The organism is Metabacillus schmidteae (genome assembly GCF_903166545.1).
GTDB classification, from domain to species: domain Bacteria; phylum Bacillota; class Bacilli; order Bacillales; family Bacillaceae; genus Metabacillus; species Metabacillus schmidteae.
In genome coordinates, this window is record NZ_CAESCH010000003.1 from 88,419 (window position 1) to 110,902 (window position 22,484).

Annotated in this window: 35 protein-coding genes and 1 pseudogene; 33 read left to right on the plus strand and 3 right to left on the minus strand. The window is 35.4% G+C overall.

What is annotated here, in order from left to right:
• The first annotated feature begins 32 nt into the window (after positions 1-32).
• On the plus strand, positions 33-467 hold the full coding sequence (locus HWV59_RS26040; RefSeq protein WP_223254552.1) for a YrvL family regulatory protein: 435 nt from the start codon (positions 33-35) through the stop codon (positions 465-467).
• Positions 468-660: 193 nt separating this feature from the next.
• On the opposite strand, the pseudogene HWV59_RS26045 reads toward HWV59_RS26040, so the two are convergent.
• Positions 661-2,943: pseudogene (locus HWV59_RS26045) on the minus strand (Tn3 family transposase); the annotation flags it as partial.
• Between the two features lie 144 nt (positions 2,944-3,087).
• Between HWV59_RS26045 and HWV59_RS26050 the strand changes: the two are divergent.
• From HWV59_RS26050 to HWV59_RS26080, 7 genes are all read left to right on the plus strand, one after another.
• The gene (locus HWV59_RS26050; protein WP_016204422.1) at positions 3,088-3,663 is read left to right on the plus strand and encodes a recombinase family protein; all 576 of its coding nucleotides are present in this window, start codon (positions 3,088-3,090) and stop codon (positions 3,661-3,663) included.
• A 437-nt stretch (positions 3,664-4,100) separates the two neighbouring features.
• Positions 4,101-4,754, plus strand: a complete 654-nt coding sequence (locus tag HWV59_RS26055; RefSeq protein ID WP_016204421.1) for an ArsR/SmtB family transcription factor — start codon at positions 4,101-4,103, stop codon at positions 4,752-4,754.
• 19 nt (positions 4,755-4,773) lie between these two features.
• Entirely contained in the window at positions 4,774-5,502 is a 729-nt protein-coding gene (locus HWV59_RS26060; protein WP_016204420.1) for an MBL fold metallo-hydrolase, read from the plus strand.
• A 48-nt stretch (positions 5,503-5,550) separates the two neighbouring features.
• On the plus strand, positions 5,551-6,768 hold the full coding sequence (locus HWV59_RS26065) for an MFS transporter (RefSeq protein ID WP_016204419.1): 1,218 nt from the start codon (positions 5,551-5,553) through the stop codon (positions 6,766-6,768).
• Positions 6,769-6,916: 148 nt separating this feature from the next.
• A complete protein-coding gene (locus HWV59_RS26070; RefSeq protein ID WP_016204418.1) occupies positions 6,917-7,237 on the plus strand; it encodes a class I SAM-dependent methyltransferase in 321 nt (106 codons plus the stop codon).
• 85 nt (positions 7,238-7,322) lie between these two features.
• Positions 7,323-7,496, plus strand: a complete 174-nt coding sequence (locus tag HWV59_RS26075; protein WP_016204417.1) for a hypothetical protein — start codon at positions 7,323-7,325, stop codon at positions 7,494-7,496.
• A gap of 12 nt (positions 7,497-7,508) precedes the next feature.
• Positions 7,509-7,892, plus strand: coding sequence for a DUF302 domain-containing protein (locus HWV59_RS26080; RefSeq protein ID WP_019380820.1), 384 nt, complete (start codon positions 7,509-7,511; stop codon positions 7,890-7,892).
• A gap of 130 nt (positions 7,893-8,022) precedes the next feature.
• On the opposite strand, the gene HWV59_RS26085 is transcribed toward HWV59_RS26080, so the two are convergent.
• Entirely contained in the window at positions 8,023-8,223 is a 201-nt protein-coding gene (locus tag HWV59_RS26085; protein WP_142385654.1) for a hypothetical protein, read from the minus strand.
• A 314-nt stretch (positions 8,224-8,537) separates the two neighbouring features.
• On the opposite strand from HWV59_RS26085, the gene HWV59_RS26090 reads away from it, so the two are divergent.
• From HWV59_RS26090 to HWV59_RS26120, 7 genes are read left to right on the plus strand one after another with little or no spacing between them, the layout of a single operon-like run.
• On the plus strand, positions 8,538-8,858 hold the full coding sequence (locus HWV59_RS26090; protein ID WP_016204414.1) for a rhodanese-like domain-containing protein: 321 nt from the start codon (positions 8,538-8,540) through the stop codon (positions 8,856-8,858).
• Positions 8,859-8,878: 20 nt separating this feature from the next.
• Entirely contained in the window at positions 8,879-9,451 is a 573-nt protein-coding gene (locus HWV59_RS26095) for a sulfurtransferase TusA family protein (protein ID WP_016204413.1), read from the plus strand.
• 16 nt (positions 9,452-9,467) lie between these two features.
• Positions 9,468-9,857 carry a DsrE/DsrF/DrsH-like family protein gene (locus tag HWV59_RS26100; RefSeq protein ID WP_016204412.1) on the plus strand — a complete coding sequence of 130 codons (390 nt, stop codon included), beginning with the start codon at positions 9,468-9,470 and terminating at the stop codon, positions 9,855-9,857.
• Between the two features lie 14 nt (positions 9,858-9,871).
• Positions 9,872-10,108: a glutaredoxin family protein gene (locus tag HWV59_RS26105; RefSeq protein ID WP_016204411.1), complete on the plus strand. Its 237-nt coding sequence runs from the start codon at positions 9,872-9,874 to the stop codon at positions 10,106-10,108.
• Between the two features lie 13 nt (positions 10,109-10,121).
• On the plus strand, positions 10,122-11,258 hold the full coding sequence (locus HWV59_RS26110) for an MBL fold metallo-hydrolase (RefSeq protein ID WP_016204410.1): 1,137 nt from the start codon (positions 10,122-10,124) through the stop codon (positions 11,256-11,258).
• A gap of 11 nt (positions 11,259-11,269) precedes the next feature.
• Positions 11,270-11,497, plus strand: a complete 228-nt coding sequence (locus HWV59_RS26115; RefSeq protein ID WP_016204409.1) for a sulfurtransferase TusA family protein — start codon at positions 11,270-11,272, stop codon at positions 11,495-11,497.
• Positions 11,498-11,557: 60 nt separating this feature from the next.
• On the plus strand, positions 11,558-12,337 hold the full coding sequence (locus HWV59_RS26120; protein ID WP_019380822.1) for a sulfite exporter TauE/SafE family protein: 780 nt from the start codon (positions 11,558-11,560) through the stop codon (positions 12,335-12,337).
• Here HWV59_RS26120 and HWV59_RS27195 read toward each other — a convergent pair.
• Complete coding sequence (locus HWV59_RS27195; protein WP_016204406.1) at positions 12,334-12,513, minus strand: hypothetical protein; 180 nt, start codon at positions 12,511-12,513, stop codon at positions 12,334-12,336. The genes HWV59_RS26120 and HWV59_RS27195 overlap by 4 nt on opposite strands.
• A 111-nt stretch (positions 12,514-12,624) precedes the next feature.
• On the opposite strand from HWV59_RS27195, the gene HWV59_RS26125 reads away from it, so the two are divergent.
• The 18 genes from HWV59_RS26125 (at position 12,625) to HWV59_RS26210 (ending at position 22,480) form a co-directional block, all read left to right on the plus strand.
• Complete coding sequence (locus HWV59_RS26125) at positions 12,625-13,026, plus strand: DUF2892 domain-containing protein (protein WP_016204405.1); 402 nt, start codon at positions 12,625-12,627, stop codon at positions 13,024-13,026.
• 150 nt (positions 13,027-13,176) lie between these two features.
• Positions 13,177-13,680, plus strand: a complete 504-nt coding sequence (locus tag HWV59_RS26130; protein ID WP_016204404.1) for a DUF2243 domain-containing protein — start codon at positions 13,177-13,179, stop codon at positions 13,678-13,680.
• Positions 13,661-14,464, plus strand: coding sequence for a cytochrome c oxidase assembly protein (locus tag HWV59_RS26135; RefSeq protein WP_019380825.1), 804 nt, complete (start codon positions 13,661-13,663; stop codon positions 14,462-14,464). The genes HWV59_RS26130 and HWV59_RS26135 overlap by 20 nt, the downstream gene beginning before the upstream one ends.
• A gap of 96 nt (positions 14,465-14,560) precedes the next feature.
• Positions 14,561-14,932, plus strand: coding sequence for a rhodanese-like domain-containing protein (locus tag HWV59_RS26140; RefSeq protein ID WP_016204402.1), 372 nt, complete (start codon positions 14,561-14,563; stop codon positions 14,930-14,932).
• Positions 14,933-14,944: 12 nt separating this feature from the next.
• A complete protein-coding gene (locus HWV59_RS26145; RefSeq protein WP_016204401.1) occupies positions 14,945-15,208 on the plus strand; it encodes a metal-sensitive transcriptional regulator in 264 nt (87 codons plus the stop codon).
• 124 nt (positions 15,209-15,332) lie between these two features.
• Positions 15,333-15,812, plus strand: a complete 480-nt coding sequence (locus HWV59_RS26150; protein ID WP_016204400.1) for a DsrE/DsrF/DrsH-like family protein — start codon at positions 15,333-15,335, stop codon at positions 15,810-15,812.
• Positions 15,813-15,856: 44 nt separating this feature from the next.
• Complete coding sequence (locus HWV59_RS26155; RefSeq protein ID WP_016204399.1) at positions 15,857-16,219, plus strand: rhodanese-like domain-containing protein; 363 nt, start codon at positions 15,857-15,859, stop codon at positions 16,217-16,219.
• A gap of 15 nt (positions 16,220-16,234) precedes the next feature.
• Entirely contained in the window at positions 16,235-16,531 is a 297-nt protein-coding gene (locus tag HWV59_RS26160; RefSeq protein ID WP_016204398.1) for a rhodanese-like domain-containing protein, read from the plus strand.
• A gap of 60 nt (positions 16,532-16,591) precedes the next feature.
• Positions 16,592-17,167 carry a sulfurtransferase TusA family protein gene (locus HWV59_RS26165; protein ID WP_016204397.1) on the plus strand — a complete coding sequence of 192 codons (576 nt, stop codon included), beginning with the start codon at positions 16,592-16,594 and terminating at the stop codon, positions 17,165-17,167.
• Between the two features lie 16 nt (positions 17,168-17,183).
• Entirely contained in the window at positions 17,184-17,417 is a 234-nt protein-coding gene (locus tag HWV59_RS26170) for a glutaredoxin family protein (protein ID WP_016204396.1), read from the plus strand.
• A gap of 12 nt (positions 17,418-17,429) precedes the next feature.
• Entirely contained in the window at positions 17,430-17,822 is a 393-nt protein-coding gene (locus HWV59_RS26175; protein ID WP_016204395.1) for a DsrE/DsrF/DrsH-like family protein, read from the plus strand.
• A 52-nt stretch (positions 17,823-17,874) separates the two neighbouring features.
• On the plus strand, positions 17,875-19,002 hold the full coding sequence (locus tag HWV59_RS26180) for an MBL fold metallo-hydrolase (protein WP_016204394.1): 1,128 nt from the start codon (positions 17,875-17,877) through the stop codon (positions 19,000-19,002).
• Positions 19,003-19,028: 26 nt separating this feature from the next.
• Entirely contained in the window at positions 19,029-19,256 is a 228-nt protein-coding gene (locus tag HWV59_RS26185) for a sulfurtransferase TusA family protein (protein WP_016204393.1), read from the plus strand.
• 52 nt (positions 19,257-19,308) lie between these two features.
• Positions 19,309-20,085, plus strand: coding sequence for a sulfite exporter TauE/SafE family protein (locus HWV59_RS26190; RefSeq protein ID WP_016204392.1), 777 nt, complete (start codon positions 19,309-19,311; stop codon positions 20,083-20,085).
• A 52-nt stretch (positions 20,086-20,137) separates the two neighbouring features.
• Entirely contained in the window at positions 20,138-20,485 is a 348-nt protein-coding gene (locus tag HWV59_RS26195; protein WP_016204391.1) for a DsrE/DsrF/DrsH-like family protein, read from the plus strand.
• A 14-nt stretch (positions 20,486-20,499) separates the two neighbouring features.
• Positions 20,500-20,880, plus strand: a complete 381-nt coding sequence (locus HWV59_RS26200; protein ID WP_016204390.1) for a peroxiredoxin family protein — start codon at positions 20,500-20,502, stop codon at positions 20,878-20,880.
• A 319-nt stretch (positions 20,881-21,199) separates the two neighbouring features.
• Positions 21,200-21,592: a rhodanese-like domain-containing protein gene (locus HWV59_RS26205; RefSeq protein WP_019380827.1), complete on the plus strand. Its 393-nt coding sequence runs from the start codon at positions 21,200-21,202 to the stop codon at positions 21,590-21,592.
• A gap of 225 nt (positions 21,593-21,817) precedes the next feature.
• Positions 21,818-22,480 (plus strand): hypothetical protein, encoded by a 663-nt coding sequence (locus HWV59_RS26210; protein ID WP_016204387.1) that lies wholly within the window; start codon positions 21,818-21,820, stop codon positions 22,478-22,480.
• Positions 22,481-22,484: the final 4 nt, after the last annotated feature.

The following is a 22,484-nucleotide window of genomic DNA, read 5'->3' on the forward strand; positions in this document are numbered from 1 at the left end:
AGGAGTCGTTTAAGATAAATAAAATTAAAACAATAGTTATCTGTACATCTATCGTACTAATAATTTTGTTTGGTATTACCTTTTTTGAATACATATTTTTAAGGTTACTCGGATTACAATATAATTCAATCAGTGCTTTAGTATTTTTCTTTGTTATGTATGTATTCCTTGAAATACCTCTCTCACTCATTACAAATGCGATACCAAAAGCTTTGAGATCTGTTGGTATTATTCAATCAAGCAACGGCTGGTTGTCATTTATTTTGAATACAGGTCTCACTTTTGTGTTAATGGAGTTACTCGATACATTTATGGTGAATATTGAGATTGCTTCGCAAGGTTCACTCATATTTGCATTGATTTCTGGATTTTTTAATTGGACATTAAGAGAAAATGATAAAGAACCACCAGATATTGATAGCAAAGACTTCAAGGAAATAGAGAATAAATTTGGCTCTCAAAAGTAAAGGAAGCGTTAGTAATAACTAAAGATTAATTTTGAAGCTTTATTATTTTTTAAAATCTTCCACAATCGAGCGCGATTGTGAAAGATAATGGCTAACGACTTTAAATCGTTAGTCATTTTTAAATCTTTCGTTAAGTACATGTCTACAATGAAAGAACACATAATAATTTTAATTTTTTTACAAAAAGGTATTGATAACCGGCTGTGTCTGTATAATGCTCTTCTATATTTAGATCCGTCTCATGGTGCAACAATCCATCCAAAACATGAATCGCATCCCTTGAGTTTGTATGAATAATCTTTGTGTAGTAAGAAGAGAATTGATCACTAGTAAAACGATAAATGGTGGCTCCTTTTCCAGTTCCATAATGTGGATTTGCATCTGCATGTAGTGATGAAACACCTAGCTGCATTCTCATACCGTCTGACGAGGATGTTGTACCGTCGCCCCAATGGGAGGACAATTGCAATTTATGATGAAAATTTACTAATATGGCTTGGGCTTTATTCATTGCATCTTCATACATGCGCCATTGAGATACATTGGCTAGTTGCTTATATGTAAGTCCGGGTGTGGCTTCGGCCATCTTGCTCAAGCCAATATTCATTCCCATTCCTAAAAGGGCAGCCATGATAATGATTGTTTCTTCCTTATCAGGTTTTCGATTATTAGAAGCATGAGTGAATTGCTCATGAAATCCAGTTATATGAGCAACATCCATGAGTAAATCGGTTAATTTTACTCTTGGTAGCATCTGATAAAGGCTTGCACTAAACTTTTTTGCCTCTTCTGGAACATCTTTTTCTAAGCGTGCGAGTGATAGCTTTCCTTTTTCAAGAGAAACTCCATCCAACTTGTTGGAATTGGAAGCTAACCACTTTAACCTTTCATTAAGGCTGCTGGTTCTCTCCGTTATATAATCTTCGAATGATAAACTAACTGATAATCTCGTATTGTCCCTCGTTTGATTCCATGTATCTTCCGAAAACAAATATTCCTCAAAATCTCTATATTGTCTGCTGCCAATAATGGAAACATCTCCTGCCCGAACATGCTCCCGAAGTTCTGTTAAAACAGCCATTTCATAGTAATGACGATTGATTGTTGTACCATCATCCTCGTATAAATGCTTTTTCCACCGTTTTGAAATAAAATCCACAGGTGAGTCATCAGGCACTTTTCGTTTTCCGGATTCGTTCATTCCTCGGATAATCTCAACAGCCTTTAAAAGTGGCTCATTTGCCTTTGTGGAATGGAATTCCAATACTCTTAATAGCGTTGGCGTATATTTTCTTAGTGAATAAAACCGTTTTTGCAGTAAGTCTAAATAATCATAGTCGGCAGGACGTGCAAGTTCCTGAGCTTCTTCGACTGAAGAGACAAAAGAATTCCATTCGATAACGGATTCTAAAACCTCAAAAACGTCTAATTTTTCCTGTTTTGCTTTGATCAAAGCTTGTCCAATGTTCGTAAAGTGTATAACTTTCTCATTCAGCTTTTTACCGTTTTGTTTCTGAATTTCCTCTTGAGCCTTACGGCCTTTTGATAACAGACTGAGTATTTGTCTGTCATGGATTTCAAAAGCTTTATCAGTTAACTCCTGAGTAAGATTTAATAAATAGACGGTTAATATCGAATAGCGTTTATCTTCTTGAAAGTCACGGAATGCATAAGGCTCATATCTTGAACCTAAACGAGATAGCTGTAATAGACGATTGCGATGCAAATGACTAATGCTAACTGTTTCTAATCCTATGCCTCGTATGTATTCAAGTCGTTCTATCACTTTCAGGAATGTTTCAGGTGAAGGATGACCCGGTTGTTCCTTTAACCAACCCAATATTGTTTTATTGGATTCGGATGGATGCTGCAAAGTTATGATCTCTTCAAGTTTTTCTTTTTGCTCATTTGTTAGAGACTGACTAACCGTATTAAATAGCTTCTTTTCAGCCATTGCTCTTGCCTCCCACACGATTCTTTCAAGTGTGGTGATAGCAGGCAGTATGATTTTGTTTTTTCTTAGAAAATCTATGCATTCATGCAGTAGATGAATAGCATCACCATTTTCCAAAGCTAATTGATGAAGGTGCTTAAATGTCATTCGATATTCTCTCAGGGTAAAAGTTATAAAGTCGTATTCACTTCGAATTTCTTTCAAATGATCCCAAAGTGTATTTTCCCTTTGAGGATAATGACTAAGCGAAGATGGACTAGCACCGATCTGTTTCGATATATATTGTAAGACCGAATTTGAGATGCTTTTGATATGAGTGTATGGCCAACCGGGATACCGAAGAACAGCTAATTGAACGGCAAATCCTAAACGGTTTTCCTCCCTCCTTCGCTTATTAACTATTTCTAAATCCCGTTTGGAAAAAGTGAAGTAGGTCCCCAGTATCCATTCATCTTCAGGGATTTGCATTAAAGCCTGTCTCTGTTCCGTTGTAAGCAATTCTCTACCTCTCGCAATTTTCATTCAGTATCACCCATTTCTGTATTTTCAATTAATTAGTTCAATTATATATCAATAGAGTGTACTCTATTGATACAAGTATAGTAGACTGATAAAATCATAGTTAAGAGTGTCTCATAAGACTTGTCTCAAAAACGAGGTGAAATTTTGCAGAAAATCGGTTATATACGCGTCAGTTCGACTAGCCAAAATCCTTCAAGGCAATTTCAGCAATTGAACGAAATTGGAATGGATATTATTTATGAAGAAAAAATTTCAGGAGCCACAAAGGATCGTGAACAACTTCAAAAAATGTTAGAGGATTTACAGGAAGGTGACGTTATTTATGTTACAGATTTAACTCGGATCACTCGAAGTACGCAAGATTTATTTGAATTGATTGATTTAATACGAAATAAAAAGGCAAGCTTAAAATCACTTAAGGATACATGGCTAGATTTATCAGAAGATAATCCATACAGCCAATTCTTAATTACGGTAATGGCTGGTGTTAACCAATTAGAGCGAGACCTTATTCGTTTGCGTCAGCGTGAAGGAATTGAGCTCGCAAAGAAAGAAGGGAAGTTTAAAGGACGGTTAAAGAAATATCATAAAAATCACGCAGGAATGAATTATGCAGTAAAGCTATATAAAGAAGGAAATATGACTGTAAATCAAATTTGTGAAATTACAAATGTATCTAGGGCTTCATTATATAGAAAGCTGTCAGAAGTGAACAATTAGTCACTCCTTATTCCATATAAGGCCCCGATTGTGGAGTATCTCTAATTACGTAGTAGACTAAATACTGCGCAATAAATAATGTCTTAAATTAAGTTATTGCAAGAAAGATAGCAGAAATAAAAAGAGATAAACAGCTATCCATTATTAATGGTTTTTCTTTTTCCACCGTGGTTTGCGGTGTTTTTTTATAAATAAAAAGACCCTATACCTCTTCGGAAAATCTAACGATTGCAGCAAACATTTTGGCTAAAGCATATCCTTCCTAGTTTCATTATTAACTTTATATATCATTTAATCTTCTCAGCTTGGTTAATAATAAAATACATTAAATTTTTCAAACTATATTTTTCCACTTAGCAAACCACTTTACAAATTAAATCATATATTATACAATTCAACTATTCAATCAATAAGTTGAATAGATTAGAGGTGATTATATGGAACCTAGAGAATTTAAAGATCTTGTTTACAGTCAATTTGCTCGAATTAGTAAAGCTCTATCTAGTCCTAAGCGCTTTGAGTTATTAGATTATTTATCTCAAGGACCAAAAACAGTGGAGAGGTTATCCAAAGAAGCAAAGATGTCTGTAGCAAATACATCAAAACACCTTCAGGCACTACTAGAGGCTAGATTAGTTAAATTTAGTAAGGATAAAAACTTTGTATTCTACTCTTTAACAGATGATAACGTAATTGAACTCCTGCATTCGATTAAAAATTTAGCCGAAATGCAGTTTAGTGATATTACACACGTAAGAAAAGGTTATATAGGAAGAGATGAAAGGATTAAAATGGTTCATCTTAAAGATATGTTGAAAGAGATACAAAATGGTGAGGCTGTTCTAATTGATGTTAGACCAGAAGATGAATATAAAAATCAACATATTACGGGAGCTCTATCGATACCTGTTGAAGATCTAGAGGAGCATATTTCTTCTCTTCCAAAAGATAAAAAAATAATTGCTTATTGTCGTGGACCTTATTGTGCTTTTGCAACACAAGCAGTAGAAACATTAAACTCCCTTGGATACGAAGCTTATCGCATGGAAGAAGGGGTTCATGAGTGGAAACAATCTGATTATATTCATTAATTTTAAGGAGGAATTAAAAATGTTATTTCGTCAATATTTACACACTAATCCAGTAGCAGCATCATATTTTTTTGGGTGTGGAAGTCAATCACAAGGAGTGGTGGTAGACCCACTAGAAGATCAAGTTGATTTTTATGTAGAAGAAGCTGAAAAGTTAGGCATGAATATTGTTTATGTAATTGATACACATCTTCATGCTGACCATGTATCAGGTGCAAGAAAATTAGCTGAGAAAACAGGTGCAAAATATGTCCTTCATTCTTCAGCAGAAACAAGCTTTAACTTTACTCCAGTAGAAGACGGGGATGAATTATTAGCTGGAAATACACTATTAAAGTTCTTGCATACCCCAGGTCATACACCAGAGCACATTTCTATCGTGGTTTCTGATAAACGTCGAGCTGATGAACCTTGGTTTGTCTTAACAGGTCATACGTTAATGGTTGGAGATGCAGGTAGAACTGAATTGGCTGTATCTATTGAAGAAGGGGCAAAAGATTTGTATCAAAGCTTAAAAAAGATCACTCAATTAGAAGACCATGTTGAAATTTATCCTGGAGCGTTTTCAGGATCAGTTTGTGGACGTGGTTTAAGTGGGAAACCTTCTTCAACCATTGGATTTGAAAAACGTCACAATGAAGCAATGAGATTTGATAACGAGAAGGAATTTGTTGATTTTATGACAACGAACGTACCACCACAACCAGAAGGTTTTAAAGAGATGAGAAAAACAAATCAAGGAAAATAATAAAGTGGAGAACCTCTATTTGGTTCTCCCTTTTTGGAGGTGAATGGTTTGAGTAAAGTACAAATTGGAATTAAAGAAAATTTAATAAATTTCATACTTCTAGTTGTTACGAACTTCTTTGTTGGTTCAATGGTTGGTTTAGAAAGAACCATTCTCCCGATTATTGGTGAAGAAGATTTTGGTTTGGCATCGGCTAGTGCGGCATTATCTTTTATTATTAGTTTTGGATTTTCAAAGGCTATTGTGAATTATTTTGCAGGTGCTATCGCAGACCGATTAGGAAGAAAGAAAGTCCTTCTTATCGGTTGGAGTATCGGCTTATTAGTTCCTTTGCTGGTTATATTTGCGACCTCATGGTGGATGATTGTAGTTGCAAATATTTTCTTAGGTATCAACCAAGGATTATCTTGGTCCATGACCGTAAATATGAAAATTGATTTATCGAAACCTACTCAAAGAGGTTTTGCTGTAGGGTTAAATGAATTTGCAGGGTATATAGGAGTAGCTGTAATGGCTGGTGTCTCTGGTTTTGTTGCAACAAATTTTTCTAACCGCCCCGAACCATTTTATTTAGGTATTATTATTGTGGTAATCGGTTTTATCTTATCATTACTTGTAAGAGATACAGAAGAACATATAAAGCTTCAAACAAAATCATCCAATAATGGTCCGACTTTATCTGCAAAAGAAGTGTTCAAAATAACTACGTTTAAGAATAAAAGTTTATCTAGCATCACTTTTGCAGGATTAAGCACAAACCTTAAAGATGGTATGGCTTGGGGACTCTTCCCATTATTCTTTACAGGTGTTGGCTTAACCGTATCAGAAATTGGAGTGTTAGTTGCGATTTATCCAGCTTCATGGGGATTTTTCCAACTGTTTACCGGAGCGTTAAGTGATAAGATCGGACGAAAGTGGTTCATTGTTGGTGGAATGTGGCTTCAAGCTCTTTCTCTGTGGATGATTTTATTTGTAAACGAATATAGCCTATGGTTCATAGCAGCTATTCTTCTAGGACTAGGAACCGCAATGGTATATCCAACCTTACAAGCTTCAATTAGTGATATAGCACAACCAGAATGGAGAGCCTCATCAATGGGAGTTTATCGTTTTTGGAGAGATAGTGGATATGCATTTGGAGCATTATTTGCAGGATTTATTGCAGATATGCTTAATATTAGTTGGGCAATTGGTTTAGTTGCTCTATTACCTCTAATTGCAGGAATCATAACAGCAGTTCGAATGAATGAAACATTAATAAGGTAGGAACAGAGTATTGAATCAATATAAAAGATTTATTGAAAAATCCTACTCAATGTACGACAAAGACCAAACTTAAGGCTTGTAGTATCTTATTACTCATTTTATAATTAATATATACCATTACGGGTATACGTATATAATGGAAGGGGGGATGATTCTGTCTCATCGAACTGATCCAAATAGAGCATATAGGCTCTTTGATCCAAAGAGAAAAAAGCTTATAACACCCAATAAGGCATTGGAATTATTAGAACTTGAAGAGTTTGAAAATGTCGCTGATCTAGGTGCGGGTAACGGCTATTTTACACTTTCACTAACGAAAAAATCTAAGATGGTTTATGCTGTAGATATTGAACCCAGGATGTTGAAATTATTAATGGAACGTGCAGAAAAGGAGAACATAAGTAATATCAGGTATGTTGAAAGTAATCTTGAGGATATAAAATTGGAAAAGAATATTGTAGATAGATAAAGCGTTAATAGCTTTTGTCATACATGAAGTGCCTGATATAAAAGCTGCACTCGGAGAAATTCGTAGGATTATAAAGCCAGGTGGAATGTTTGTATTGTTAGAATGGGAAGCGGTGGAATCAGAGATAGGACCTTCAATAGAACAGAAAGTACCGTCTATAACCATGAAAAAGTTATTAGAACAAAACGGCTTTCATCCAAAACTTGTGCATTTAAATCAATCAATTTATGCAATAATTGCTAAAAACATTAAATTTTAAGGAGGATAAAAAATGTTTGACTATACCGTTGAAACAAAAAAGAGTATTAATGAAGCAGTAACAAGTTTAGAAACTAATTTGAAAGAAGAGAAGTTTGGCGTTTTGTGGATGTTTGATATCAAAGACAAACTTCAAGAGAAGGGACTAGATTTTAATCAGGAATATAAGGTCTTAGAAGTCTGTAATCCACATGAAGCTCAGAGAGTTTTAAATGAAAACTTATTAGTGGGGTATTTTTTACCATGTAAAATTGTTGTTTACAGTGACAATGGGCAAACTAAGATAGGGATGCCTAGACCAACAGCACTTATTAAGCTTGTGAATAATGATGAAATCATAAAGCTTGCAAAAGATATTGAGGATCGTTTAATTAATTGTATTAATAAAAGTATATAGAAACTGTGAATTTGCCAGTCAAGAAATAAATATTTTATAACTACTTTGAAAAAAACGGGCGACGATAAAAAACTATCGCCGTCCTTTTTTTTATTTTTCGTTTACTATTTTATTTATCGTATCTATCATTTCAGGACTTTGAAATATTTCTATCATGCCATCTTGCATTTCCGGTACTGCCATCATGTCCAGCATACATATTTGGGCTTATGCCACCAGAGTACATCATATGATCGATGCCACCATATCCGGCAAGAAGGAGTAAGGCTAAAACGGCAACGACACGTTGATTTGTTTTTATTTTCATTTGTTTTCCTCCTTGTTTAGACATTCACTTTTACTGCTTTCCCGAATAAATGTCTTTTATAGCCCTAAGGTTAATCCACCTAATATTTCAAACAAAATTAAACTCCACCTAAAACTCCACCTACTATTATTATTTTTTTATTCATTTTAATCACTCCAGTTCAACTTTATACCCCTGTTAGTATTGTGATATTAACATTACTAAAATCAATTAGTGTGATAAAAGTTACAATTAGAAGCTTATTTTGGATTTATATGGACGTGGCAAATAAACATATTTAACCGATAAAAGAGAATTCTAAGTATGACTTGTATTACTTCAACATAAGGAGTGACGAAATGAATACTAAGTCAAAAGTTGCTGAGATTTTACCAAAAGAAGTATCTGAAAAAGTAAGGCAAGGAAAAGCACAAAGTATTATCGATGTTCGTGAACATGAAGAAGTTGCACAAGGGAGAATCCCAGGTGCTTACCATATTCCTTTAGGAGAGCTTGAAAATCGATTACATGAAATTGACAAAGACAAGGAGCATTTTATGGTATGCCAATCGGGGAATCGGAGTGGAATGGCTGCTGAATTTTTGCAAGATAAGGGGTATAAAGTGAAAAATATGGTTGGTGGAATGCTTAATTGGGAAGATGAAGTCGAAAAACCGTAACCCAAGAAGGAGGAATCTCAATGGAAGTTACAGTTAATAGGGTGTTAGATGCAAAGGGACTGGCTTGCCCGATGCCAATTGTAAAAACAAAAAAAGAAATGAACACCCTTGAACCAGGTGAAGTGATGGAAATTCAAGCTACCGATAAAGGTTCAACAGCTGATTTAAAGGCTTGGGCTTCTAGTACCGGTCATCAGTATTTAGGAACTGTAGAAGAGGGAGAGACCTTAAAACATTATCTTCGAAAAGTTCGTTCAGAAGAAGAAAAACCTGAAGCAAAACATCCGGATGTGGTTCATTTAGATGAATTATTAAAGAAATTAGATGGAAATGAAAAAATAACTGTTTTAGATGTGAGAGAACCGGCTGAATATGCATTCGGTCATGTACCGGGTGCTATTAATATCCCACTTGGTGAATTAGAAAATCGGTTTGAGGAACTTAACAATGTAGACAATCTACATGTCATTTGTAGAACGGGTAGTCGTAGTGATTTTGCTGCACAAAAGTTAACCGAAAAAGGCTTTAACAACGTTAAAAATGTAGTTCCTGGAATGAAAGACTGGACAGGACCTATCGATAAAAATCATTAAACAAGGAGGAATAATAATGAAAGTAGCTATCATTGCCTCAAACGGTGGGATGTTTGATGCCTATAAAGTATTCAATATTGCAACGGCTGCAGCTGCTACTGATGCTGAAGTGGGAATCTTTTTTACATTTGAAGGCTTAAATCTCATTCATAAAGAAGGTCATAAAAATTTGCCAATGCCTACAGGAACAGAACATTATCAAGAAGGATTTAAAAAAGCGAATGTTCCACCAGTTGAAGAGCTTGTTGCAATGGCGAGTGAGATGGGTGTGAAAATGATTGCGTGCCAAATGACAATGGATGTTATGAGTTTAGAAAAAGAGCATTTTGTAGAAGGGATTGATGTTGGCGGTGCAGTTACCTTTTTAGCGTTTGCTAAAGATGCTGACGTAACGCTAACGTTCTAAAGGAGTGAAGAATGATGAATAAGAATGTTACTGTCTATACCACAAACACTTGTCCCTATTGTGTAATGGTAAAAAACTTTTTAAATGAGCAAGGTGTCGCATTTAAAGAAGTAAATGTGCAAGAAGATCCTGCAGCAGGAGATAAATTGGTTGAAACAACAGGTCAGATGGGAGTCCCTCAAATTGAAATTAGTGGTGAGTGGGTTTTAGGGTATGATCCGGAAACGATTACTCAACTTTTAGAAAAGTAAAAGGAGGAGACACATGGGAACAACAACAGCTCTGAAAACAATATCTGTTAAAGATTTAGCCCAGAAAGTCATTAATCATGAAGACCTTTTCATCCTTGATACCCGTAATACCAGCGATTTTGACGATTGGAAAATAGAAGGGCGCAATATAGAGGTAATCAATTCTCCTTACGTTGAATTATTAGAAGGAGTCGATTCAATATTAGATAAACTACCAAAGAGCAAAGAAATTTATGTCATTTGTGCTAAAGGTGGTGCATCAGAATTTGTCGCCGAACAAATAATGGAACAGGGGTTTACAGATGTTTACTCAGTAGAAGGCGGAATGAAGGCTTGGAGTGAACACCTTGAGCCAATAAAGATTGGTGATTTGAAAAATGGAGGAAGCATCTTTCAATTTGTACGGATTGGAAAAGGCTGCCTTTCCTATTTAATTGAGTCTGACGGAAAAGGGGCAATAATTGATACTAACAGAATGTTGTCTCCATATGAAGAGATGATAAAGGAACATAATATTACGTTAACACACGTTTTAGATACTCATTTGCATGCTGACCATATTTCTGGTGGTAGAGAACTTGCTGAAAAACATGGTGCAACCTATTATTTACCACCAAAGGATGCTAAAGAAGTCACATTTAACTACTCACAAATTAATGACGGCGATGAATACAAGGTTGGACAGACAACCATAAAAGCCATTTACTCTCCTGGGCATACCATTGGTAGTACATCTTTTGTCGTTGATGATCAATATTTGTTAACAGGTGACATTTTATTTATTGATTCCATTGGTCGCCCTGATCTAGCTGGTAAAGCTGAAGACTGGGTAGGAGATTTAAGAAATACCCTTTATCAACGTTACAAAGAGCTAGCTGATAATCTTCTAGTCTTACCTGCCCATTACATGGGAATTAACGAAATGAATGATGATGGAAGTATTTCAGAAAAACTTGGTGTACTTTATCAACAAAATCATGGATTAAATATTAATGATGAAGCTGAATTCAGAAAAACGGTGACAGAAAATCTTCCGCCACAGCCGAATTCATACCAAGAAATTCGTGAGACAAATATGGGTAAAATCAAACCAGAAGAAGAACAACAAAGGGAAATGGAAATTGGACCAAATCGCTGTGCAGTGAGATAGGAGGAAAAGAGATGGAAGCAACAAAAGTATTAGATGCAAAAGGGCTAGCTTGTCCAATGCCAATTGTAAAAACAAAAAAGGAAATGGATTCATTAAGTTCAGGAGAGATCCTTGAGATTCATGCAACAGATAAAGGGGCAAAAAATGACTTGACTGCATGGGCACAATCGGGTGGACACGAATTGCTAAAAGATGAAGAAGAAAATGGTGTTTATAAGTTCTGGTTAAAAAAAGGATAGAATTTAGGGGAAGGTACCTTTAAACGGTTACCCTCCCCCTTTGATTGGAGGAAAAAGAAAGTGGATATTGGATTTATCGTGGTTATATTCCTTATCGGTTTTATTGGATCCTTCATATCCGGAATGGTAGGAATTGGTGGATCGATTATTAAATATCCCATGCTTTTATACATTCCACCACTGTTTGGATTAGCTGCATTTAGTGCACATGAGGTATCTGGAATTAGCGCCGTACAAGTTTTTTTCGCCACAATAGGGGGAGTATGGGCTTATAGAAAAGGAGGGTACTTGAATAAAACGTTAATTATATACATGGGTGTTGCCATATTAATTGGTAGTTTTATTGGTGGATATGGCTCAAAGCTCATGACCGAAAGTGGAATTAACATTGTATATGGAATTCTAGCTTTAATCGCCGTTGTGATGATGTTCTTACCTAAAAAAGGAATCGATGAGATCCCACATGATCAGGTGAAGTTTAATAAATGGCTCGCAGCTGTTCTTGCATTAATTGTTGGGGTGGGTGCGGGAATTGTTGGTGCTGCTGGTGCGTTCATTTTAGTTCCTATCATGCTCGTAGTGCTGAAAATTCCAACTAGAATGACGATAGCGACCTCTTTAGCTATTACGTTTATCTCGTCTATTGGTGCAACTGTTGGGAAAATTACAACAGGTCAAGTCGAATATTATCCAGCGTTAATCATGGTTGTAGCAAGCCTAATCGCTTCGCCACTTGGTGCTAATTTTGGTAAAAAAATAAATACCAAAATCCTACAATGGATTTTGGCATTACTCATATTAGCTACTTCAATTAAAATTTGGTCTGATATTTTATTTTAAGAGACCTTATTACTTTCAACGTATGTCTCAAGTGCAGGATGATATTCCTTTTGAAAATGATTATCTGGACATGATTTGATTACAATTGAGAGTAATGAGTTCGTTTTATCGCTGACTAAATTTTTATTACAAGTAGGGCATTTTTCATTGAAAAAAGATTTGAAAAAACGTTTCATATTAGGTTCCTCCTATACCCATTAATTCCTATTGTTATACTAGGTATTGTAGAAGATTTATTTAAAAAACTCAATGGGTTTATATACCAATCAACGAGAGGATGGGAATGTATGAGAGATCTATTTCCACCAACTACGACTAAAGTAAAGTTAAACACAGATGATAGAATCAATAATGATATAGAACGAAAAACTGCACATAATATCAACAATTACTACGGGAAAACTGAAAAAGAAATAGATAAACGTATTAAAGAATTAAATTATGAATGGGATACCGAAAGAGTTTTAGAACTTAACTTTGCATCAATTGTATTGATATCATCTTTACTTGGATTATTAAGCAATAAAAAATGGATGGCATTGTCAGGAATAACAAGTGTATTTATGATCCAACATTCTTTACAGGGGTGGTGTCCTCCATTACCACTGATAAGGAGACTTGGCGTTAGGACTGCAACAGAAATATTTGAAGAGAAGGAAGCATTAAAGAAGATACTAAATAAAAGCTGATATTGGGTTATTTTTTATAGAACACTCGTGACTTTATGAGTGTTCTTTTATTATGAAAACAGAATCAAAATCCTTCTTCATCACCTATTGTTTAAAAGTAATGGTTGAATGGACAAAATAATTAAATATGAACATATAGGAGGGAAATGGATGAATATTATTAAAAACTCAAAACAAAAGTTTATTTTTGCGAATCGCAATTTATTTGGTGGCTTTTTATTTGGGCTTGGTCTTGTAGCTTTTATTGATGAAACGGTTTTTCATCAACTACTACACTGGCATCACTTCTATGATAAATCAACAACTGATATTGGACTAGTTTCGGATGGTCTGTTTCATGCTTTTAGTTGGTTTGCGACCATCTTTTCAGCTTTTATGTTTGCAGACCTTCGCCGCAGAAATGCTTTTTGGCTTGCAAGATGGTGGGGAGGAATATTGCTTGGGGCTGGAGGCTTTAATTTGTATGATGGTATCATCCAACACAAGTTCATGAGAATACATCAGATTCGTTACAATGTAGAAATACTTCCTTACGACTTAGTGTGGAATTTAGTTGCTGTAGCACTCATTATTGTTGGGGTGATTCTCGTATTTCGCACAAGAAAGCAATTATCCCAAGGGGAGGAAATTCTTAGTGGATCACAATCACATTGATAGTTCCGGTTATAGTTATTTAGATTATTTCTTCATTTTGGTATTTGTGTTAATGATTATTCTTTATATAATGGGAGTTGTTTTATCCAATCGAAAGCATAAAAAATGGTCGCCATACCGAACGTTATCTTGGCTTTTAGGGGTTCTGTTTGTAGCACTTGCTGTAGTGGGACCGGTAGCTGAACAAGCCCATATGGATCTTAAAATACACATGCTAGGTCATTTATTTCTTGGGATGTTAGGACCTCTACTTATTGCGCTTTCTGCACCGATGACGCTTTTTTTAAGAACTCTGTCTGTGAAATTAGCACGACGGTTTACACAGATATTAAAAAGTTACCCGGTCCGCATTGTAAGTGATCCTTTTATCGCATCGCTTCTAAATATTGGAGGACTATGGGTACTCTATACAACGGACTTATACGCACAAATGCACGGGAATTTATATCTTTATGTCTTTATACACGTTCATGTATTCATAGCAGGATACCTTTTTACAGTATCCATGATCTATATTGATCCAGTTGCCCATAGAACAAGTTTCCTCTATCGTTCTATTGTTTTAATAATCGCCTCAGGCATCCACGGTATTCTATCAAAGTATATTTATGCCCATCCCCCAAAGAGTGTACCAATTTCCCAAGCCGAGATGGGTGGAGTGCTAATGTATTATGGTGGAGATGTGATCGATATATTTCTAATCTTCATTTTTTGTTATCAATGGTATATATCCACAAATAAAAGAAGGGTATCTGATACATCAAAATTATTCTTACAAAGTTAAAAAGAAATAAATTTAAAGGTATTGACAATATACCCTAATGGGTATAATATAAACGTTGTAAGACATTCCTTTTTTTATTAGTAAAGGAGACAGCATATGATAGTTGCTATAATAATGAGTGCCATTATTGTTGCTCTTTTTAAAAGACATTTTCCCGTTTTTAGGGTTGAAAATATAACTAATCACGTTGATATGGGAACATCAATAGTCGTAGATGTAAGAGATTATATTGAGTCTCATAACAGCCCAATAGAAAGAGCCATCAATGTTCCAGTGGCATACCTTAATAGGTTTTATTCAGAAATCCCAAAAAGTGACTTGATTGTAGTGGCATCAAACCGCCTTGAAAGGAATCTAGCGATTCGTTTCTTACGCAAAAGAGATTTTAAGGTCGTTGGCTATTTAATTACAAATCAAACACAAACAGTATTAAAGGAAAATCAATTAAATAAAGAAAGTTATTGTTAAGGGGGAAAACAGATGGAATACAACGACCAAATGAAAAACAGAGTAAAGCGCATTGAAGGACAACTTAGAGGAATTTTGAGAATGATGGAAGAAAATAAAGACTGCAAAGATGTTATTACTCAGTTGTCTGCAGCAAGAACAGCGATTGATCGGACGATTGGAGTTGTCGTCAGTTCAAATTTAGTGGAATGTGTTCGTAACGCCGAAGAAATTGGTGAGAAAAATACAGAAGAACTATTAAAAGAAGCTGTCAATCTGCTTGTAAGAAGTAGATAGAAATAAAGGGGTTGACACTCTCTTTTATTTTTAATAATATTATACCCATAGGGGTAAAGGTAAAAGGAAAATTTTTTATACAGAAAAATACCCTAATGGGTAAACAACAAGAGGAGGAACAAACATGACAGAAACAAAAAAAACAACAATCGTATTATTTAGTGGTGATTATGATAAAGCAATGGCTGCTTATATTATTGCAAACGGGGCAGCTGCCTATGATCATGAAGTAACTATTTTCCACACATTTTGGGGATTAAATGCTCTACGTAAGGATGAAGATATTGAAGTGAAAAAAGGTTTCATGGAAAAGATGTTTGGCAAAATGATGCCAAGAGGTGCTGAAAAAATGGGTCTGTCAAAAATGCACTTTGCAGGTTTCGGTCCTAAAATGATTAAAGATGTAATGAAAAAGCATAATGCAATGCCACTTTCAGACTTAATTGAAATGGCAAAAGAACAAGATGTTAAGCTCGTTGCTTGTACGATGACAATGGATTTATTAGGACTTCAAAAAGAAGAACTTTTAGATAATATCGAGTATGCAGGTGTAGCTGCATATTTAGCTGATGCAGAAGATGGAAATGTAAACCTATTTATCTAAACACGTTAGGGGGATTATCCCCTACATAAAAGGAGGGAGTAAGTTTGGAATATCTAAATTATTTAATCATTGGACTCTTTCTGTTATTTATCATTAAACGAATCATCCCGGCTAAAGGTGTTAGACAGATTTCAACAACAGATTTAAAGAATGAATTAAAAGATAGGAATAAACAATTTGTTGATGTACGTACTCCTGGGGAGTTTAAGGGAAGAAACATTAAAGGATTTAAAAATCTCCCACTCCAACAACTTGCGCAAAAAGCGGAGAAGGAACTATCAAAAGACAAAGAAGTAGTTGTTATTTGTCAAAGTGGAATGAGAAGTCAAAATGCTACTAAAATATTAAAAAAATTAGGATTTACGAACGTGACAAATGTAAAAGGTGGTATGAGTGCCTGGAGATAAAAAGGAGGAGAGAAAATGAAACAACTAACAGCAAAAGAAGTGGAAACATCGTTAGTAGAAGGTCAACCATTAAACTTGATTGATGTTCGTGAAGTGGATGAAGTTGAAACTGGGAAAATCCCAGGAGCGATCCACATTCCACTAGGGTTATTAGAATTCCGTATGCATGAATTAGATAAGTCTCAAGACTATATCATGGTTTGTCGTTCTGGTGCACGTAGTGGTCGCGCCTGTCAATTTCTTGAAAGTCATGGGTTTAAGGTAACCAACATGACAGGCGGAATGCTTGCGTGGGAAGGCGAAACAAAATAAGGTGATTTTTTTTAGAAGTCAATATACTCGTAAGGGTAATAAACAGGAGGTTTTTATATTATGAATTCATTAAAAACAGATCTTTTATTAGATGCAAAGGGCCTAGCTTGCCCAATGCCTATCGTCAAAACAAAAAAGGCAATGAATGAGTTACAATCTGGTCAAGTCTTAGAGGTTCAAGCAACAGATAAAGGGTCAAAAGCTGACCTTGAAGCATGGGCAAAAAGCGCTGGACATCAGTATCTAGGCACAATTGAACAAGGAGATGTGTTAAAGCATTACCTTAGAAAATCTTCCAATGATGGAACAATTGAAAGAAAACATCCTAACATCACAAGCAATGAAGAGTTGGAGAAAAAACTAGATGTTAACGAGAATATTGTTGTTCTCGATGTTAGAGAAGCAGCGGAGTACGCATTCAACCATATTCCAAACGCCATCTCTATTCCGTTAGGAGAGTTAGAGGATCGTCTTTCAGAGCTTAATACAGCTGATGAGATTTATGTGGTGTGTCGAACTGGAAACCGTAGTGATCTCGCAGCTCAAAAATTAGCTGAAAAAGGTTTTGCAAATGTGATTAATGTTGTGCCAGGGATGAGTGCTTGGTCAGGCAAAACCAATAGTTTAAATAAATAAGGAGGGGAAATTTGATATGAGCACAGTAACGGTATACACAACCACACGCTGTCCGTATTGTGTTATGCTAAAGAACTTTTTGGCAGATCAAACTATACCTTTTAAAGAGGTAAATGTTGAAGAAAACCCAGAGATTATGAACCAACTAGTCGCAAAGACCGGACAACTGGGTGTGCCTCAAACAGAGGTAAATGGCAAGTGGGTTGTTGGTTATGATCCAAATAATATAATGCTAGCATTAAGAAACTAGGAGGAATTAAGAATGAGTAAAGTAGCAATTATAGCAAGTAATGGTGGATTATTTGATGCATATAAAGTTTTTAATATCGCAACAGCTGCAGCAGCATCTGATCAGGAAGTTGCCATATTCTTTACATTTGAAGGATTAAACTTAATTCATAAAGAGGCATACACACAACTACCAATGCCAGAGGGGAAAGAGCATTTTGCTGAAGGGTTTGCAAAAGCAAACGTACCAGCTATACCTGAGTTAGTGGCAATGGCACAAGAAATGGGTGTCAAATTCATTGGTTGCCAAATGACAATGGATGTGATGGGATTAGAAAAGGAAGCATTTGTGGATGGAATTGAAGTGGGTGGAGCTGTAACCTTTTTAGAATTTGCAAAAGATGCAGATGTAACTCTTACGTTTTAATAAAAATTAATTATTTTTTTGAATTTAAATATACCATAGGGGGTAAAATGATATGACTGTAAAGGCTATGACTTCAAAAGAAGTAACAAAAAAAGTATTTAATAAAGAACCATTATTTATTCTAGACGTTCGTAATGAAAGTGACTTTCAAGATTGGAAAATTGAAGGAGAAAACTTCGACTATTATAATATTCCGTATTTCGAGTTACTGGATGGAGTGGAAGGAATCTTAGATAAAATCCCGGCTAATCAAGAAGTTTTAGTCGTTTGTGCAAAAGAAGGATCTTCATTAATGGTGGCAGAGATGTTATCAGAACAAGGATTAACGGCTTCTTACCTGCAAGGTGGGATGAAAGCGTGGAGTGAGTACTTAGAGCCTGTGAAGGTCGGGGACTTAAACGATGGAGGTGAAGTGTATCAGTTCGTTCGTATCGGTAAGGGCTGCCTATCTTACATGGTCGTCTCAAATGGGGAAGCAGCTATCATCGATGCAACTCGTATGACTGATATTTATCTTGATTTTGCAAAAGAAATTGGTGCAAAAATTACGCATGTATTTGATACGCATCTTCATGCTGACCACATTTCTGGTGGAAGAGTCATTGCTGAGAGAACAGGTGCTACGTATTGGTTACCACCAAAGGATGCAACAGAAGTCACATTTGAGTATAAGCCTTTAGAAGATGGAAATGTGGTAACAATCGGAAATACTGCCATCGATATTCATGCCCTGTATTCTCCAGGTCACACAATTGGTTCTACATCGTTTGTTGTGGATTCTCAGTTCTTATTATCAGGTGATATCCTATTCATCGATTCAATCGGCAGACCAGACTTAGCTGGGATGGCAGAAGACTGGGTAGCAGATTTAAGAGAAAGTTTGTACATCCGTTACAGAGAGCTTTCAGAAGAACTAGTTGTTCTACCAGCGCACTTTATGATCATTGATGAATTGAATGACGATGGTAGTGTATCAGAAAAATTAGGGACACTATTTGCAAAAAATCATGGTCTAAACATCGAGGACGAAAATGAATTCAGAAAATTAGTAACAGAAAACCTACCACCACAACCAAATGCGTATCAAGAAATTCGTGAAACTAACATGGGGAAAATTAACCCAGATGATGAAAAACAACGTGAAATGGAAATTGGACCAAACCGTTGTGCGGTTCGATAAAAACTTATTTTAGGAGGAATAACGAAATGGAAGCAACTAAAGTATTAGACGCAAAAGGATTAGCATGTCCAATGCCAATTGTAAAAACAAAAAAGGCAATCAATGAATTAGCATCAGGTGAAATTCTAGAAATTCATGCTACTGATAAAGGTGCTAAAAACGACCTAACAGCTTGGGCAAAATCTGGTGGTCATGAACTAATTAAGCATGAAGAAGAAAATGATGTATTTAAATTTTGGATTAAAAAAGGTTAAAAAATAAGGGGAGCCTATGTAGGGTTCCCTTTTTTCAAAAGGAGGTAACACCATGGATTTTGGATTCATCATTACGATTTTCTTAATAGGATTTATTGGATCATATGTTTCAGGAATGTTAGGAATCGGCGGGTCTATTATTAAATACCCAATGTTATTATATATTCCACCGTTATTTGGCTTAGCAGCATTTACTGCACATGAAGTTTCAGGCATAAGTGCGATTCAAGTATTCTTTGCAACTATTGGTGGAGTTTGGGCTTACCGAAAAGGTGGATATTTAAATAAAACGTTAATTATGTATATGGGTGCTAGTATTTTAGTGGGTAGTTTTGTTGGAGGATTTGGATCAAAGTTAATGTCTGAAGGAGGCATTAATTTAATTTATGGGATATTAGCCTTAATTGCAGCAGTGATGATGTTTATTCCGAAAAAGGGAATAGACGACATTCCATTAGATCAGGTGAAATTTAACAAATGGCTTGCAGCACTATTAGCCCTTATTGTAGGGGTGGGGGCTGGGATCGTTGGAGCAGCAGGAGCCTTTTTATTAGTGCCAATCATGTTAGTGGTATTAAAAATTCCAACAAGAATGACGATCGCTTCTTCTCTAGCGATTACGTTTATTTCATCAATCGGAGCGACAGTAGGTAAAATTACGACCGGACAAATTGACTACTTCCCAGCTTTTATTATGATCGTTGCAAGTTTAATTGCTTCCCCATTGGGTGCAATGGCTGGAAAAAAAGTAAATACCAAAGTGTTGCAAGTCATTTTAGCGTTATTAATTGGAGCTACTGCCGTTAAGATTTGGTTAGATATTTTGTAAAAACAGGGGAAAATAAAGTGTATTCATAGTAGGTTTGAAAGAAGGGGTTATAATGACGAACAAGAAATTTGTTTATTTTGTATCGTTAAGCTCAAATGTTCCCTATGTGTTGAAGAAATCAATCGAAATGGTTGAACAAAAAAATGAAGTCGCCATATTTTTTGATCTTGATGGAGCGCGTGTTTTAGATAAACGTTATTTAAAAAGAATGACGAGAACACATGGAGTAGATCTATCCTTACTTTTTAACTTGGCTTTAAATGCGGGAATTAAATTGTATGGTTGTCAAATGAATGTGTTAATTGCTGATGGTTTGGAATTAATAGAAGGGGCAGAACTCGCGGGCGTTGTTACCTTTTTAGAAACAGCCTACCAAGCTGATGCTGTTTTAAGTTTTTAAGAGGGGGACTAAACATGAATACGAAAAAAGTTGTCGTTTTAGCACTTCATGATGAATTAGAGTCTGCTTACCCACCTTTAAATGTTGCTGTTGGAGCTGCTTCATCCGGGGCTGATGTGATCTTAGCCTTCTCACGAAAAGGAGTAAACATTTTAGATCAAAAATACATTCCTATTCCATCGGATGGAATTGAATACTTGTCTAATGCTCTAGCTGATTTTAACGCACCTTCAATTAACGATTTACTTGAGATAGCTGTTGAATCTGGCGTTAAATTTTATGTGGTGGACTTAGATATAAAGGACCATACGCAATTTAAGTACCCAGCTGAGCAAGTCCCCATTAAATGGGTTTTAAATGAGGCAGTTTCAGCGGATTTGTTTGTACATTTTTAAATATTGAGGAGGAATAACGTTGATTAAAATTACAGATGCTGCGATATCAAAAATAAAACAAGAAGTTAAAGATGTAAAAAAACCATTTATTCGTCTTGCAATGGGCATTGGTTGAGGGGGACCTCAGCTTCGTCTGGCTCTGGAAGAGTCAGCTTTAGAAAATGATGAGATTATTGAACAAGATGGCATAAGTTTTTTAGTACATGAAACAAGTAAACCATATTTTAATAATGTCAAAATTGATTATACCAAGACCATATTGGGTGGCGGGCAATTTATTGTCCTTACACTATAAGTACATCTGAAAGCAGGAGTTTCCTTGAAGATTAAAACAATAGCATTATATCTACCCCTTGTCATTTTAGTATTATATTTTGGCTATACCCAGTTTGAAAATAATAGCATTAAAACAATTTCAATTAATGAGTTGGAGCAAAAATTACAGGATCCCAAATCAAGTAACATAATCTTTGTTGATGTGCGTGAACCCCATGAATATGAAGCAGGTCATATTAAAGGGATGAAAAACATTCCACTAAGCACATTAAAATCCGATTATAAAGGTCTTTCTAAAGATGCGGAAATCGTTCTATTGTGCAGAAGTGGGAAACGAAGTCTTCAAGCTGCAAACATTTTAAAAGACTATGGTTATGGTAATGTTGTAAGTGTAAGTGGCGGTATTCAAGAATGGCAGGGAGAAATTATAAAATAAGTAATGGAGTAGGCTGATAATATGAATAAAGATCATAACAACTGTGGCAAAGGTAGTTGAGGAATTCCTAACAAAAAATCACGGTCATTTTTCCCACCCATATGACCAGGGATTTTAGTCTGGCTCCTGGTAGGAGTCATCGTCTTGTTTCAAAGAATCTTTTAAGAAGAGGGGCTAAACAGCCCCTTTTTGTGTAAACATCAAGCAATTTTTTTGGAGGTACCCATGGATATCATTCAAATCGGTTCATTTACGATTCTCCTTAAATGGTTTCTTCTTGGAGTGGCAATTCTATTTGGAATAGTTTTTATAAAAGTATTGCTCCTACGCTTACCGAATAGGGAACATAATAAGGCAGTATTTGACTTATTAACTAATAGCGTGTTTTTAGGCTTTTTTATTTGGAAAGGTAGCTTACTTCTTACGGAACCTTCATTAGTAATAAAAAGTCCTTTGTCGTTGTTGTATTTTACAGGAGGAAGAAGTGGCTTAATTTTAGCTATTATTTTTTCAATCTACTACTTTATTTATAAAGCAAGGAAATTAGATATTTCAATGCTAGTTACTTTGAAATACGGCTTACTATTTAGTTTTTCAGTGCTGTCTGTCTATCACTTTTTATCCGCCACCTTTGTAGAGGATAATTTCATTTATCATGTTCTTTTTGGCATTTATTCGTTGACTAATTTGATACTCATTCTAGTTCAAAAAATTCTATCCTCATATAAATCATTTTTTTCTGTCATCGTCTTATTTTCATTCTACAAAATAATACTCTCATTGGTTCTAATCAATGAAAATACGATTTTTATTTTCTCGATGGAGCAGTGGTTTTTTGTAGGATTAATAATCTTGTCTCTTTACCTTTGGGATAGAAAACTACAGTAGAAAG